Genomic DNA, 15,662 nt, shown 5'->3' on the forward strand with positions numbered 1-15,662 from the left:
TATCACTCTTCCTCCGTTGTACGAATCCAATGAAATAATCTTGAAATCGCATAAGGAACAAGAAAAACGACTGCGGCTTGAATAAAAACTGGCCAGGCAGGAAGGTTTGAAACAATTGTTTTCCACATGGTTTTCCTCCTTTGCAGCTTCATTACAGTCCTAAAAAGAAACTTGTCCTATTTTGTTCTAGCATGACAATTCTTATTCCAGCCAGCTGGAAAATGTGGTATTCAATGTTTAGGTTAGGCCACTCTGGATCGGGGGATCGGTTTTGATAAAAAAAGAAGGATAAAAATCACAACGATTTTCATCCTTCTTTTTGCTATTTTAATGATTTTTAACGACTTCCTGCCCCCGCACATTCCACGTAAGGGCAAAAACAAGAGCAGCCAATGCACACGAAACTGTCAGCAACATAAATCCTGCATCCCAGCCGGAGGCATCAACGATAACCCCCATCAATGCATTCGCTGTGACTGTTCCGCCCAGGTAACCAAACAGACCCGTCAGCCCTGCAGCGGTTCCGGCAGCCTTTTTCGGTACAAAATCAAGGGCTTGCAAACCAATCAGCATGACTGGACCGTAAATCAGGAAACCGATAGCGATCAGGCAAATCATATCGACAACGGAATTTCCAGGTGGGTTGAACCAGTAGACCAGAACAGCGATCAATACACCGAGCATAAAGACAAACCCTGCGGGTCCACGGCGGCCCTTGAACAATTTATCGGACAGCCAGCCGCACAGGAGCGTTCCCGGAATACCTGCCCATTCGTACAGGAAGTAGGCAACGCTCGACTTGCTCATATCAAAGCCTTTTTCCTCACTCAAATAGGTCGGCGCCCAGTCCAGAACGCCGTAACGGACGAAGTAGACGAAGATGTTGGCAATCGCGATTGCCCAAACCCATTTGTTGTTCAACACATATTTGAAAAGGATTTCTTTTGTGGAGAATTCTGTTTCAAACGTTTTCTTCTCTTTGTTTGGATAGTCATTGCGATATTCTTCGATAGGCGGCAGACCGACAGACTGTGGAGTATCGCGAATTAAGAAATACGTAATGAATGCAAAGACAATGGCAACCAGAGCAGGCAGGGTAAACACGCCTTCATATCCGGAGGCGGTATTACCCGTAAGTCCAGTAAACATTGCTGCACCTGCAACAGCGAGGGGGGCCATCAAGCCTCCGCCAACGTTATGGGCTACATTCCAAATGGCTGTTTTGTTTCCTCTTTCACTTACACTAAACCAGTGTACGAGGACACGTCCGGATGGAGGCCAGCCCATTCCCTGGAACCAACCGTTCAGGAACAACATCACAAACATGATCGTGACGGATGAGGTGAAGTAAGGAACAACGCCCATCAATAAACTGATAAGTGCAGAAAGAATCAAACCGGCAGGCAAGAACATTCGCGGGTTGCTTCGGTCTGAAAAAATGGCCATTACAAACTTGCTGATCCCGTAGGAAATCGAAATGGCGGATAACGCAAAGCCGAGCTCTGTTTTTGTAAATCCATCTTCAATCAAATACGGCATGGCGAGCGAAAAGTTTTTGCGGATGAGATAGTACGCCGCATAACCAATGAAGATTCCGAGAAACACCTGAAGTCTGAGCTTTTTATACTCAGAATCAATTTGTTCGTCAGGCAATCTGTCAATAGGCGGTGCAGGCTTAAACAGTTTGAGCATCTTATTCCTCCCCCTAGGTGATTTCTAACAAAGACGGAGATGCACGTAAAAAAACCCATACTTTAATGGCGCTTTCAAAAATGAAAGTGCCAAAAAGTATGAGTCTCCGAATCTCCATCATAGTTAACTTGTCGTAAGTGTATTCTATTATTCTGTGAAAACGTTGTCAATGCCGAGCCCGTGGAACAGGCTTAAAAATTCTGGAGCAGAAGAAAATTATCCGCAAAAACGCGGTTGGCACCTCTTCGAAAAGCCTCGATAGAGGTTTTCTTATTGTATGTTAATCAAAAAAATACATTTTTTCCAAATATAAGTATATCTTTATGTTAGCTCATCTGTATGAGGGGGCGAGTAAAAATGAAGGAGGCTTTGTTTGATGTATTTTTTGATGAGAAAAACAGGAGTTTTGGTAGTACTATCGCTTATCTTAATTTTTTCTCTATTCCCGCAGTCTTCTCACGCTATGACACCGTGGACTCCCAACACTGTATACAAGGTAGGAGACATGGTTACGTATCAAGGGCAAGATTACAAATGTACATTTGCTCATACATCGCTTGTCGGGTGGGAACCGCCCAACGTACCGACACTGTGGCAACTGCAAGGTCCCTCTGCTCCCGATACCATTCCACCTACGTCTCCTACAAATCTTGGTGAAGTAGGGAAGTCGAGTAGCTCGGTCAGCTTATCTTGGTCAGCTTCTACGGATGACAGAGCTGTTCAGGAGTATCTCGTCTACAACGGAGATTCACTCGCTGGTACATCGAGTACCACATCCTATACCGTGACTGGGCTTCTGGCAAATACGACATATACATTTACGATCCAGGCAAAAGATGCCGCAGGCAATGTATCCCCACCAAGCGCCTCGATAACGGTAACCACTTTATCTAAATCCCCAACTGAACCGGCGTCCAAACGAGTTTTGATCGGCTACTGGCATAATTTTGACAATGGTTCTACAGTACTCAAGCTAAGAGATGTTTCGGATAAATACGATGTCATCAATGTTGCATTCGCTGAACCAGTCGGTGGGGATCATGCGACAATGGGATTCGTGCCGTTCAATGCATCCGTTGAGGAATTTAAGTCGGATATCGCCTTGTTAAAATCAAAGGGGAAGAAGGTCCTCATCTCGATTGGCGGAGCGAATGGTACAGTAGAGCTGACGACGGAAGCTGCCAAACAAAATTTTATTACCTCGATGACCTCGATCATTCAAACGTATGGATTTGATGGTATGGATATTGATCTGGAAGGAAGCTCCTTGTCGCTAAATGCGGGGGACACTGATTTTAAAAATCCGACAACGCCCAAAATTATAAATTTGATCTCAGCGACTCAAACGATCACGAATACATTTGGCCCATCTTTTATTCTGACAATGGCGCCAGAAACGGCTTATGTCCAAGGAGGCTACACTTCCTATGGTGGGCCGTGGGGCGCTTATCTGCCTGTGATTCATGCCCTTCGTGATCGAATGAATTATATACACGTCCAACACTATAATTCTGGAGCGCTGGAAGCATTGGATGGTCGTACGTATCAACAAGGAACGGCTGATTTCCAAGTAGCGATGGCAGAAATGCTATTGAAAGGATTCCCGATCGGGCGTAATCCTAACAACATGTTTCCAGCCTTGAGGGAGAACCAAGTCGCTATCGGGCTGCCTTCTGCTCCAAGTGCTGCCGGGGGAGGATATACGTCTCCTGCCGATATCCAGAAAGCCCTTCAATATTTGGTAAAGGGCACGTCTTTTGGAGGAACCTACAAACTCCAAAATCCAGCTGGTTATCCGCAGTTCCAAGGAGTTATGACCTGGTCTATCAACTGGGATGCCAGAAATAACTATTCGTTTGCCAATCATGTTCGCACTTCGCTTGATGCACTGAACCAGTAATGGCTGAACCTTTAAAAAACCCATCCGTGAAAGCGGGTGGGTTTTGGGTGTAAAATAACTCTCTCATTCTGGGGGAGAGATCAGAAAACCTAGATTTCATTTAACGGCTTTGGTATTTCACTCCCCACTCACATAATTGTTCCAAAACAGGTAATAGAGTTTCCGCTTTATGTGTGAGACTGTACTCGACTTTAGGAGGAACTTGAGGGTACTCTTTCCGTGTCACCATACCATCTGCTTCCAATTCCTTTAGTTGGGAACTCAATGTTTTATAAGTAATAGCCCCTATCTGTCTTTTCAAATCATTAAAGCGAACCGGCTGGTTTTCTGCCAGGAGGTATATAATAACCATTTTCCATTTACCACCTATGACTGACAAGGTATAACCAAACGGTGTATCTTGAATATTCTTAACCTTACCTTTATATTCAGCCATGCTCATTTTTTACACTATCCTTTCTGGTAGTAGCTATCAATAATGTGCGTACTGTTTTTTTATTTGATTTACTTTTATTCTAATCTTACTTTGAGTAAAGGAGAGAATAAAATGGCTCATGTTAAAACCTACAATCACGGTGTTGCTTGGGAAGAAGGTTTCGGCGTCACACAAGGTTATAGCGTCAATGGTACGATCTACATTTCGGGGCAATTTTCCCATGATATGCAGGGCGCGTTTGTTGGCGAGGGTGATATCGAGGCACAGACCCGACAGACGCTGGATAATCTCGATCGCGTGCTGGCGGGATTTGGTGTCACGAGGTCGAACATCGCTGAGATAGAGGTCTTTCTGACAAATCCGCAAGAGCATTTCGAGAAGTGCGTCAGTATGTACAAAGAGTATGTCGGTGACCATCGTCCGGCTGCTACTCTTATCGGCGTGTCGGGTCTTGCGTTTCCTCAACAACTGATTGAAATCCGCGCCGTCGCACATACCAACTAACTAGGCTGCCGTGGTCAGGCGCAGCAGGTGGGGGGGCTGAACCGCTTGCAAACGGAAGCTAGTTATGTCAAAGACGTGTGGTCTTGGTTTTAAAAGACCAAGGTATGTATTTTCACAATCACCTTTGATGATCAAGGGAAATTTGCAAAACCAAAACCCTGTAACGGAATTAATCTGCTGTTACAGGGTTAGGCAATGTCTTCTCATTCGTATCACAATTATTGACACATCGACAATTCTCGATATAATAATGCGTATGGATCCAATTGAAATTTTTAAAGCGCTGTCCAACGAGTCTAGACTCCAAATTTTGCATTGGTTAAAAGAGCCTGAAAAACATTTTATACCCCATGAAGGAGTTGATATGAGAAAGATCGGGGTATGCGTCAGTCAAATAACTGAGAAATTGAATATGACCCAATCAACCGCGTCCCAATATTTGTCCATTCTCCAACGCGCTGGGCTGATAAAGACGGAGCGTATTGGAAAATATACGTACTATACCAGGGACGAAGAAAAAATACGTGAAATAGGCGCTTTTTTTAGCAGTCAAATATGAACGAATATAACTGAATGCTTCATGGAGTATTCAGTTATATTTTGAGTTTCATATCGACATATCTTAATATGTTTAAATTTTAAGGGGTGCAATTCATGTCGAATACATGGAAGGTTTACTTTTTGTCATTGGTCAGTTTTCTGGTGGGTACTTCAGAGTATGTAATCTCTGGCATCCTGGATAAAATCTCGGATACTATGGGCATCTCCATTACAGCGGCAGGACAGCTGGTTACTATATTTTCATTTGTGTATGCCATTTTAACTCCTGTGATGATGGCCATAACGGCGAAAATGGATAGGAAGAGGCTTCTTGTTCGTGCACTAGGAATTTTCGTAGTTGCCAATATACTTTCGTTCGCTCTTCAGGGATTTGAATTCTTTATTATGGCGCGTGTGATCATGGCTGTAGGTGCTGGGATGGTGGTTGTGACTGCTTTAGATATTGCGGCCAAGATCTCTCCTGAAGGCAAGCAGGCGAGTTCAATCGCAACTGTCATTATGGGATTTACAGCATCTTTAATTATCGGAGTTCCCCTTGGACGAATAGCGGCAGCTGCATTTAGTTGGCAATCTGTATTCGGGTTTATTGCAATTGCAGGTCTTTTGGCGATGTTTGTCCTGTCCCGCACAATCCCACGAGTAAAAGGAGATGAACCCGTACCTCTTTCGAAGCAATTAGCACTGTTGAAAAACCCGAAAGTTGGGCTTGGTTTATCGGTTACGTTCTTTTGGCTGGGTGGATACTCCATTGCCTATACTTATATATCTCCTTATCTTCTCGAAGCAGCTGGTATAAGTGAAAATTTGTTGAGTAGCGCTTTATTGGCGTTCGGTTTAGCTAGTCTGGTCGGTTCCAAATTCGGTGGTTACAGTACGGACAAATGGGGAGTATCTTCTACATTACTTGGTGGAATGGTTCTGCACGTTGCAGCTCTCATTTTGCTCTCGATTACCGTCTCTATCTCACATGAACCGTTTACGGTGATCGCGATATTGGTATTATGGTCCTTCGCCGCTTGGTCTTCCGGGCCAACGCAACAGTATAATTTGGTTCGGATTGCACCGAATAATTCTGGGGTAATGCTTGGTCTTAACCAATCCATGATGCAGCTCGCGATGGCGGCAGGGGCTGGAATTGGCGGCATCGCTGTTGATCAAGTATCCTTATCGTCAATTACTTGGTTTGGTATGATTGGCGTGTTGATCGCTATCGTTGCTGCACTGATTTTACATGTGATAGTAAAAGAAAAAGTTAGACATAAACCAGGCACATACGAAACACAGTCCAGCAACCGCTGAACGCCAGTCCTAGAGACACAGGCTCGAGGAACGTATGCGTCGGTGACGCGATGTTAACAGAAGGCCATCCTTTCAGGGTGGCCAGTTGTTTTGAGGAACCAAATCATCCGGTGCGGTTTTCATCTTAACTGACTAACTAAGCACAGCCTGCTTCTGAAACTCACTCATGATCCCAATCAGCATCTCTTTATCCATCTGCAATTCGTCTTGCCCCACTTTTTTCAGCAGTTTCTTGGTGTTGTCATTCGGGAAAGTGATACTCCGCTTCCAATACGAATGGAACAAGCTCATAGAAGCATTAAAGGCTTTCTCTTCTTCGGTTAGCAGCTCGTCTGTTTCAAATGGAACAGGTACTAAGTTCGGAAAGTTCAAGACTTCTTTGATGCAATCGACTACTAATTGTTGGGTAGGTGGAACAGGGTTGGTAGCATGATAGATTTCCTTATGCTCGCCATGAGTGAGCGCAGCGAGCAAGACAGAAGAGACATAATCAACCGGAACGAGGTTCGAATTCACGTCGACATCCACCAAGATTCGGTACTTCTGATTTTCCCAGCCTTCTGTGCGGGACGCTCTTCTTTTCAATACGCGAAGGCCTTTTAATAATCCATACAAGCCAAAATTGGTATCAGCCTCGCCCGTTTTGGAATCGCCGATAATGATCGACGGTCTGACAATGATGGTCTCCATTTTGTCGCTATAGGAAAAGACGAGATGCTCTGCCAAGCATTTTGTCTCTTCATAGTTGTTCACGTAGGAACGTTCCGGGCTGTACAGCGCTTCTTTTCCTTCTGTTTCGGTGCCGATGGTATAAGCCGTACTTACATAGATAAAGCGGGGGGAGCGAATGGCTTCTGCGAATTGTAACGTATTTTTTGTTCCCACTACATTTACCTCGTACGTCTGCGGTTTCTGAGCGGGATCAAAGGAAAGGTATGCGGCAATATGGTACATCGCCTCTATTTTTTGATTGAGCAGTCCCAGATCATTTTCAGAGACGCCCAAGCCTTTTTTCGAAACATCACCGAGTAAAATATGTACCCTTGCCTGGTGTTCTTCGGCAAAGCTCTGCAACAAATCGCTTGCTTTTTTTTCATTACGAGCGAGTAAGTAAAGGGAATGGCCTTCGTTTAATAGATCTTGGGATAGTTTTTTTCCGAGAAAACCTGTTGCTCCGGTTACAAGGATATTCATATGGTTAACCAGCTCCGTATGTTTGTTAGGGGGAGTTACTGACATATCAACAATTCATTATATGATGAAAAATACAGCTGTGACGAGTGCGGATGAAACGGTATCGTGAACAACGGCGCCTTTTAAACAACTGTTTAACAGTCACTTTGATAGCTATTTGCCCTGCTTTCCCGGTATTTTCCTCTGGAGACAAACTGAAAAAACCTCCTGAGCTACTACTGTGTAGCGGCAGGAGGTTTCTTGCTTACAAGCTATGCAATCCAATCGATGGTAGTTCCAGATGCATGTTGGTTTTCCATTCGCTGTTGCAGGTAAGGGTTTTTCTTTTGCTCATCTAATTGCTCGTCATTAGATGAACGCTCTGTCTGATTAGCCTCTTGAGAATTCTCAAGCTTTTTGTCGATCTCGTCAGCCATCTTCAGCAACTTGCCGTCCAAGCCTTCTGCTTTCCGCTTTAGTTCTTCGGACTTCGTAAAATCTCCGTCCTTTGACGAGGGCTCCCACGCTTTAGCTTCTAATTCCAAGGTAATCTGAGCGCGTTTTACACTGTGTATATTCTTGAGGTCGTGAGTTGCCGTTAAAACAGCATGGAGGGTAGGGGAGGGTTGAAGTGATGATTCGTCTTTGTCGGGGGCGATATCCGAGGATTTCTGTTCCTGGCTCTCTTCATCCGTGCCTCTCGCCTTGCGTTGTTCTTCCAACTGAATTCGTTTCATCTGCGTCTCGATTTCCTCGATCTGTTTGTCCATCTCATCCAGTCGTTCTTTCATGACTTTCGGGTCTGTCAGTTTTTCAACCGCATCCGCATAATAGTTGTTCCGTCTCTCCAGCATGGCTTGCTTTTGTTCCATGAGGCTTTGCAGCATCTTATTGGGTGCGTTTTTTCCATTGCTTAGCTGTAGGCCTTGCTGGCTAATCGTTACATGATCCTGCTTTTTGTTGCTGTCATGCTCCAGGGCTTTCGTCTGTAGGTGAATTCCTGGGCTTCTATACTGGACGGACGAGCTTATGGCATATCTAGGTGTAACAGACAACATGAATGATGATACCTCCTTTCATAAATCGAATCGTCAACCAAAACGGCAGCCAATCCAGAGTGCGGATTACTGATTTTTGGTTATTATTTGTATCGGAAAGAATTTTTCCAAATTTTACTTATCCAATGCCGTGAAGTTTCAAATAGGTACTAACAGGGGAAATATACTTTGCAGAAATGTTCACGTGGAAAAGGTGGGCATAGGTATAAGTCTGACCTGATAGGAACGCGCCTTCTGACGACCGGTGGGGCGTTGTTTGCGTTGCAACTCGTTATTCTACTTCACTAGAGAGGAGTCATCACAGATGATAAAGAAAATGATTACTGGTTATAAAGCATCGCTATCAAAGCAGATCCTGTTTTTACTCGTCCTGCTTATTGTTGTTCCCTCTGTCGTTTTGAGCCTCACCTTAACACAACTGGCGCGCAACCAGTTAGAGCACGAATTGCTGTCTCAAGTCGAATCGGTTACTACGATGATTACACAAGTACTCAATAACTCGTACGAGGATTATTCTGCTACGATTGATAGCTTTGCGGATGTTCAAGTTCCGCCGGGGCAAAGTGCGGATACGTATATCTATGATCGCATCCGCAACATAGAGAAAGACATTGACAACGTTTTGGCTGCGTTTATGTACTACGACAAACGATATTACAACTCGGCGAAAAAGGAAATTGATCCGACTACCCGTGAATGGTACAAGGAAGCAATGCAGCATAAAGGGCAGGTCGTTGTGACGCCACCTTATATCGACGCGATAAGCGGAAGCTACGTGATTACGTTTGCCAAGACGCTCCCCGATGGGAAAGGAGTAGCAGGAATCGACGTTTCTATCGATCACTTAAACGAGCTGGTAAAGACGTACAAGATCGGAGAAAAGGGATATGTCAGCTTGTTCGATCAGAACAATGTGACAATGTCGCATCCGCGATTCCCGCAGGGCAAGCCGCTTGAAGACGAGCGCTTCCAAGTGATGCGTAATCAGGCGCAGGGTTCTTTCGAAATGGAGGATAACGAGCTTCGTGAATATTACCATTTCAACAAGGAAAATTCACTCGGATTGAACGTTGTCTCCGTGATAGATTGGAATGAAATCAATCAAAAAACGGGGCCACTGATGCGGACCTCATTCTTGTTCATCGTACTGTTGCTTGCCCTCATTGCCCTGTTTGTTTGGATATTCATGAAACGCACAGTGCGACCAATTCTGCAATTGAAGCAACTGACCGACTCAATCGCGCAGGGCGATTTGACGGTCCGGTCCATCCAGAGTGGAAGAACGGATGAGATTGGGCAGCTGCAATCCAACTTTAATACGATGTCGCAATCGTTGTCAGATGTCTTGCGTCAAATTACCGATCATTCCGAGCAAATCTCAGCTTCCTCCCAGCATCTGTCTGCGAATTCGGAGGAGAACGTGCAAACAATTGAACAAGTCGCTGCCTCTATGCAAGAAATAGCGTCCATGTCTTCCGATATGAATCAGAGTATAGATACCGTGAAGCAATCGGCGACGCAAGCGCAACAGGAGCTGGATGACGCCATCCGCATCCTGCGTGAGAGCACGGAAATGTCGCAGGTCATCACCAGTCTGGCTAATACCGGAGAGGAGTCCCTTGGAGCTGCAAGACAACAGGTGAATATGATCGTGGAACATTCTGCCCGTTCTAAGCAGGAGATGGAGGAATTAAAACAGGTTGCTGAAGAAATTAGCGGGGTGACGAATTTCATCCAGGATATCGCCTCTCAGACGAATTTGCTTGCGTTGAATGCTGCTATTGAAGCGGCGCGCGCCGGGCAAGAAGGTCGGGGGTTCGCTGTCGTCGCTGATGAGGTACGCAAGCTGGCTGATCAGACAGGGTCTGCTGCTGAAAAGATCGACAGTCTGATCGGTGAGGTTCAGAATCGCGTGCTCCACATGGTTAGGCGCACGGAGGAAGGTGTAGATTCTGCTACAGCGGGAAGCGATTTGACACAATCGGTTGAGCAGCGCTTTACAGAGATGTATGAGGCCATTAACCGCATTGACGCGCATCTCGCGCAAGTAGCCCGCGTTAGCGAACGGTTGATGCAATCAAATACAGCGATGCTGGTAGCCTTTGGTGAATCGAGCTCTATGAGCCAAGCTACTGCACAAGAGGTCGACCAAGTCGCCGCAGCCAGTGAAGAACAGAATGCTTCGATGGAGGAAGTGGCGGCATCGGCAACGCATCTTGCCAACATTGCGGAAGAGTTGCAGTCATTGGTGCAGCGTTTTAAATTGGAGCGTACACAGTAGTTGTAGTGATAGAGAGAAAGAAGACCAACAGATGTTGGTCTTTTTTTGTCCAAGTTGATCCGAGTAGTTATCTAAGTAACGTCAGCGTAACTTCTATCGAATTATCAACAAATGATCGATTTGGACGAGATTTCAAGATGACGGTCAGTCCAATTAACGATACGATAAGCGCTTGTGCAGTAGCTTTCGCTTCTATACCCGAATCGAGTTCACCTGATTGGATACCTCGCTCAATCGTTTCTTGAAAGATGACAGAGAGGTACATTTGGTGTTCCCTTGTCAAAATCTCAAATTTCTCATCATGAGGGGCTAGCTCGACCATGGTATTAATGCAAAAGCATCCTCGGCTGAGACCTTCTGCATATTCCTCGTCGGCTACCTCCCTAAAAAAGTGGCGAAATGCCTCTTTTACAGATGGATGGTTTTGAAGCTTCGCTCGTATCTCCGAAGCACGAGACATCGTGTATCTACGTAGTGCGGCTTCGAACAATTCTTTTTTGTCCCCAAAGGTTGAGTAAATACTGGGACGCTGGATGCCCATTCGGGAAGTTAAATCACTTAATGAGGTAGCTTCATACCCCTTCTCCCAAAAAAGCTGCATAGCTGCATCTAGTACTTTTTCTTCGTCAAATTCGCGTGTTCTTGCCATAAAGAGTACCTCTCATTACTTATGTATTCAAATCTATGTATCGGCCAATATTTTTGTACTGAATGGTATTTTATATTCTATTGGTTTTCATCTGTCTTGTCAATTTTAGGCTGGTTTATTCACAACTAAAAAGAATGATGTTGACAGAAAAAGAAATAGTGGGATATATTTACTGGGCATCATAGTGTACCGATCGGTATGTTATGATGCTCGGAACGAAAAATGAAAGGAGGTAAGGTGAAGTCAGATGGAGGAAGCTGTTGAAAAAGTAGCGGCTAAAGCCGATAGGAAAGCGGATTCAGTGCAAGGCTCTCCCATGCCTCGCTATGTAACACTATTGTTTGCGGTTGCTTGCGGGATGTCAGTTGCGAATATCTACTTTGCGCAGCCGCTACTTGATCATTTGTCGAGGGAGTTCGGAATTGACTATTCCCTCATTGGGATTCTGATCACCCTTACTCAAATCTTTTATGCAGTAGGACTGTTGTTGCTTGTGCCGCTTGGCGATTTATTGAACCAGCGCCGCTTGATTATTGGTCAGATGTTTTTATCTGTGGTTGCGCTGGTTGTCGTAGGGACTGCTTCCACCAGCACGGTACTATTCGCAGGTATCGCTGCAGTCGGATTGCTTGCCGTTGTGACGCAGACAATTGTTGCTTTTGCGGCGACCATGGCTGCTCCTGCTGAGCGAGGACGAGTGGTTGGAGTCGTTACAAGTGGAATCGTCATTGGCATACTTCTAGCGCGAACCATTGCGGGAGTTTTAACAGATCTTGCGGGGTGGCGTTCCGTATATCTGGTCTCTGCTGCCTTTCTATTGTTACTGGTTTGCGTATTATTTCGGGTATTGCCAAATAGGGTACGAGAGGTAGCGCCGCTATCCTATCTCCAGTTGCTTGGATCGGTACTGATGTTGTTTGTGCAAGAACGGTTATTACGTATTCGCTCTGTTCTGGCTATGCTGATTTTTGCTGCCTTTAGCATTTTGTGGACGCCATTGGTACTGCCTCTGAGTGCGCCGCCACTATCTCTGTCGCACACGGCGATTGGGGCGTTTGGTCTCGCAGGGGTTGCCGGAGCGTTAGCCGCAGCGAGGGCAGGGAAGCTTGCAGATCGGGGTTATGGACAGAGAACGACGGGTTTTGCCTTGAGTCTATTACTACTATCGTGGCTGCTCATCAGCTATACAGAACAGTCGCTATTTGCCTTGGTGATCGGTATAGTTTTGCTTGATTTGGCGGTACAGGCCGTGCATGTTACGAATCAAAGCATGATCTTCACCTTGGGTGCAGAAGCGCGGAGTCGGCTCACGGCGGGCTATATGGTTTTCTACTCGATCGGCTCATCTGCTGGATCCATTGCCTCTACCTATACATATGCGCATTTTGGCTGGGAGGGAGTATGCTTGCTCGGAGCCTCTGTCAGTGCGCTGGCTCTGGTGTATTGGGCAGTGACGAGACGCGTTTCGGCTAACCCAGGGAAATAGAGTTACTGAAATAGTTCGAAATGGAGATATTTCAAATGAAACTATTCTGGTTCCAGCGCTGTTGACTGATACAAGTTTTGCAAAAGGAGAGATGGCCTGTGGAGATTGGGATTACTTCGTTTGTGGAAACGACACCGGATGTTCAGACAGGTGAGGTGATGAGCCACGCACAGCGATTGCGTGAAGTTGTCGAGGAAATCGTCCTCGCTGATCAGGTTGGGCTTGATGTATTTGGCATAGGTGAACATCATCGCAAGGATTATGCTGCTTCTTCTCCAGCTATGGTGCTGGCTGCGGCTGCGCCACTGACAAAAAGGATTCGGCTGACCAGTGCAGTGACAGTGCTTTCTTCGGCTGATCCAGTGCGTGTTTTTCAAGATTTTGCTACACTCGATGGCATTTCGAATGGACGGGCAGAGATTATGGCGGGACGCGGTTCCTTTATCGAGTCTTTTCCCCTGTTCGGCTATGACTTGAATGACTATGATGAGCTGTTTGAAGAACATTTGGAACTGCTCCTGAAAATACAGGCGTCCGAAAAAGTAACCTGGCGGGGCGGTCATCGGCCAGCTATTCAGAATTTGGGCGTTTATCCACGGCCTGTTCAGAACCCTTTACCCATATGGATTGGGAGCGGGGGCAATCAGGAATCGGTTGTTCGTGCGGGTCTGCTGGGATTGCCGCTGATGCTGGCGATCATTGGTGGGAGTCCGCGGCAGTTTGCGCCACTTGTGCAGCTTTACAAAAAGGTGGCCATGCACGCGGGTCATGACGTATCGCGATTAACGGTTGGGTCCCATTCACTGGGATTTGTTGCAGAAGATACGGAACTGGCGGCAGATACATTCTTTCCTTCTACCCAGGCAGGAATGAATAAAATCGGAAGGGAGCGGGGCTGGGCGCATTATAACCGTGCTACCTTCGATGCCGCACGCAGCTTGGAGGGGGCATTGTATGTGGGTGATCCGGAGACGGTGGCCCAAAAGATCATCCACCTTCGCAAACAGGTAGGCATAACGCGCTTTATGATGTATGTACCGATATCCACGATGCCGCATGATCAGGTAATGAGAGCCATTGAGCTGCTGGGAACAGAGGTAGCGCCTCGGGTGCGAGAGGAAATAACCAAGTGGGAAGCAGAGACAGAGCAAGAATCAACATTGGCTTAATGGAGGGATTCACGTGGACTTTCATCGTCGAGTACTGCCGGAATTAAGGCAAACATTAGCACAATTCCCTGGTTTTCAACTGGAAGAAAATTTGGAGTCGAGCAGGGCTATGCTGAAAAATCCGCCTATTGTGAAGTCGGAGCATGTACGTACCACAAGTCGAATGATTCCAGGCGCAGCAGGAGAGATGCTGGCGAAAATATACGAGCCCGTCAAGCGAACAGGCGGTAAGCTTCCGGCTATGCTGTGGATTCATGGAGGAGGCTATGTGTTGGGGCACCCTGATATGGACGACGCTTTATGCGAACGCTTCGTACAAGCGGCTAATTGTGTCGTCGTATCGGTCGATTATCGTCTGGCTCCCGAGCACCCTTATCCAGCTGCCATCCATGACTGTTACGCCGGTTTAACGTGGATGACAGACGAAGCTGAGTCACTCGGCATCGATGTGGATCGGGTTGCGATTGCTGGTGCAAGCGGGGGAGGGGGGCTGACCGCAGCCCTTGCTTTAATGGCTCGCGACAAAGGCGGACCGGCGCTTATCTTCCAAATGCCGTTGTATCCAATGATCGATAACCGTAATCGTACAGCGTCCAGCTATGAAATCGAGGCGGAGAATGCAACCTGGAACCGGATGAACAATTTGGCTGCGTGGAGCATGTACCTGGGCGAAGATGCCGACGACAGTCAGGTATCCGCATATGCGGTGCCGTCGAGAGCAGACAGCTTGGAGGGGCTGCCGCCAACTTATACGTGCGTAGGACAGCTCGATCTGTTCCGAGATGAGACGATCGAATATGTGACGCGCCTTGCACAAGCGGGGGTAGACGTAGAATTTCATCTATATCCCGGATGCTACCACTGCTTTGAAGTGTTTGTCCCCGAAGCGGAAGTGAGCAAGCGTGCCAGCCAAAGCTATGTGGATGCGATGGCAAGAGCGCTTAATCCGAAATAGTCGAGGAGGCAAAAAGCACAACAACCGCTCGAGGGAGGTCTCGGCGATTGTTGTGCTTTTGTATGCTCTTGTAAACGCAATGGCACAGGAATTTTCGGCATCTTCTCATTGAATCGTTCCCTGTTTTTCCTCCATCACATCATTGATTAATATGACGCCATGCGAAAGGGTAGTTCCGCCGCCGAATGCTCCGGCTACTGCTACTGTTTCAGCAATTTCTTTTTGGGAAACTCCGTCGTTGAGAGCTGCTTCCAAATGATAGACAATGCAGTGCTCATTTCCGGAGTAAAGGGAGATAGCCAGTGCCTGCAAGTGCTTATGCTTGGATGACAATTCACCGGACGAAAAGCATTGGCTGGTGAATTCATTATATGCTCGCAAGGCCTCTGGCATCAGCTGTCCAAAAGCTTGCAGTCCTTCTCGATACTGTTCGGCCAAATAGTGCTCCATGGTTCCATTTCCTCCTATTTTGAAATCGCTGATAGTATTTCTTAGCTGG

The 15,662-nt window shown here is 46.4% G+C and carries 15 protein-coding genes; 8 read left to right on the plus strand and 7 right to left on the minus strand.

All coding sequences use genetic code 11. The features are described from left to right. Positions 1-2: 2 nt before the first annotated feature. Positions 3-128 carry a hypothetical protein gene (locus FO446_RS28900; protein WP_012684041.1) on the minus strand — a complete coding sequence of 42 codons (126 nt, stop codon included), beginning with the start codon at positions 126-128 and terminating at the stop codon, positions 3-5. 199 nt (positions 129-327) lie between these two features. Further along, positions 328-1,692: a glycerol-3-phosphate transporter gene (glpT, locus tag FO446_RS01755; RefSeq protein WP_173612537.1), complete on the minus strand. Its 1,365-nt coding sequence runs from the start codon at positions 1,690-1,692 to the stop codon at positions 328-330. Between the two features lie 376 nt (positions 1,693-2,068). On the opposite strand from glpT, the gene FO446_RS01760 reads away from it, so the two are divergent. Next, positions 2,069-3,592, plus strand: coding sequence for a chitinase (locus FO446_RS01760; RefSeq protein WP_221867432.1), 1,524 nt, complete (start codon positions 2,069-2,071; stop codon positions 3,590-3,592). A gap of 100 nt (positions 3,593-3,692) precedes the next feature. On the opposite strand, the gene FO446_RS01765 is transcribed toward FO446_RS01760, so the two are convergent. After that, a complete protein-coding gene (locus tag FO446_RS01765) occupies positions 3,693-4,034 on the minus strand; it encodes a winged helix-turn-helix transcriptional regulator (RefSeq protein ID WP_173612535.1) in 342 nt (113 codons plus the stop codon). A 105-nt stretch (positions 4,035-4,139) separates the two neighbouring features. Here FO446_RS01765 and FO446_RS01770 point away from each other — a divergent pair, with 105 nt between their 5' ends. The 3 genes from FO446_RS01770 to FO446_RS01780 all read left to right on the plus strand — a co-directional run bounded on the left by FO446_RS01770 (position 4,140) and on the right by FO446_RS01780 (position 6,392). Beyond that, positions 4,140-4,532 carry a RidA family protein gene (locus FO446_RS01770; protein ID WP_173612534.1) on the plus strand — a complete coding sequence of 131 codons (393 nt, stop codon included), beginning with the start codon at positions 4,140-4,142 and terminating at the stop codon, positions 4,530-4,532. A 256-nt stretch (positions 4,533-4,788) separates the two neighbouring features. Continuing rightward, entirely contained in the window at positions 4,789-5,091 is a 303-nt protein-coding gene (locus FO446_RS01775) for an ArsR/SmtB family transcription factor (RefSeq protein WP_064203332.1), read from the plus strand. A 95-nt stretch (positions 5,092-5,186) separates the two neighbouring features. Beyond that, positions 5,187-6,392, plus strand: a complete 1,206-nt coding sequence (locus FO446_RS01780; protein ID WP_237899791.1) for an MFS transporter — start codon at positions 5,187-5,189, stop codon at positions 6,390-6,392. Positions 6,393-6,524: 132 nt separating this feature from the next. Here the strand turns inward: FO446_RS01780 and FO446_RS01785 are convergent, their stop codons facing one another. Next, a complete protein-coding gene (locus tag FO446_RS01785; RefSeq protein ID WP_221867430.1) occupies positions 6,525-7,586 on the minus strand; it encodes an SDR family oxidoreductase in 1,062 nt (353 codons plus the stop codon). 251 nt (positions 7,587-7,837) lie between these two features. Next, on the minus strand, positions 7,838-8,623 hold the full coding sequence (locus FO446_RS01790; RefSeq protein ID WP_237899792.1) for a hypothetical protein: 786 nt from the start codon (positions 8,621-8,623) through the stop codon (positions 7,838-7,840). Between the two features lie 304 nt (positions 8,624-8,927). Between FO446_RS01790 and FO446_RS01795 the strand changes: the two genes are divergently transcribed. Further along, positions 8,928-10,904: a methyl-accepting chemotaxis protein gene (locus FO446_RS01795; protein ID WP_232774531.1), complete on the plus strand. Its 1,977-nt coding sequence runs from the start codon at positions 8,928-8,930 to the stop codon at positions 10,902-10,904. 67 nt (positions 10,905-10,971) lie between these two features. Here FO446_RS01795 and FO446_RS01800 read toward each other — a convergent pair whose 3' ends face one another. Continuing rightward, on the minus strand, positions 10,972-11,553 hold the full coding sequence (locus FO446_RS01800) for a TetR/AcrR family transcriptional regulator (RefSeq protein ID WP_237899794.1): 582 nt from the start codon (positions 11,551-11,553) through the stop codon (positions 10,972-10,974). A 247-nt stretch (positions 11,554-11,800) separates the two neighbouring features. Between FO446_RS01800 and FO446_RS01805 the strand changes: the two genes are divergently transcribed. The 3 genes from FO446_RS01805 (at position 11,801) to FO446_RS01815 (ending at position 15,163) form a co-directional block, all read left to right on the plus strand. After that, positions 11,801-13,039 carry an MFS transporter gene (locus FO446_RS01805; RefSeq protein ID WP_419466141.1) on the plus strand — a complete coding sequence of 413 codons (1,239 nt, stop codon included), beginning with the start codon at positions 11,801-11,803 and terminating at the stop codon, positions 13,037-13,039. A 98-nt stretch (positions 13,040-13,137) separates the two neighbouring features. Next, on the plus strand, positions 13,138-14,208 hold the full coding sequence (locus tag FO446_RS01810) for an LLM class flavin-dependent oxidoreductase (RefSeq protein WP_173612527.1): 1,071 nt from the start codon (positions 13,138-13,140) through the stop codon (positions 14,206-14,208). A gap of 13 nt (positions 14,209-14,221) precedes the next feature. After that, the gene (locus FO446_RS01815; protein WP_173612526.1) at positions 14,222-15,163 is read left to right on the plus strand and encodes an alpha/beta hydrolase; all 942 of its coding nucleotides are present in this window, start codon (positions 14,222-14,224) and stop codon (positions 15,161-15,163) included. 105 nt (positions 15,164-15,268) lie between these two features. On the opposite strand, the gene FO446_RS01820 is transcribed toward FO446_RS01815, so the two are convergent. Further along, on the minus strand, positions 15,269-15,613 hold the full coding sequence (locus tag FO446_RS01820) for a carboxymuconolactone decarboxylase family protein (protein ID WP_012684054.1): 345 nt from the start codon (positions 15,611-15,613) through the stop codon (positions 15,269-15,271). Positions 15,614-15,662 lie beyond the last annotated feature (49 nt).

This window comes from Brevibacillus brevis (assembly GCF_022026395.1).
In the GTDB taxonomy this organism is placed as follows: domain Bacteria; phylum Bacillota; class Bacilli; order Brevibacillales; family Brevibacillaceae; genus Brevibacillus.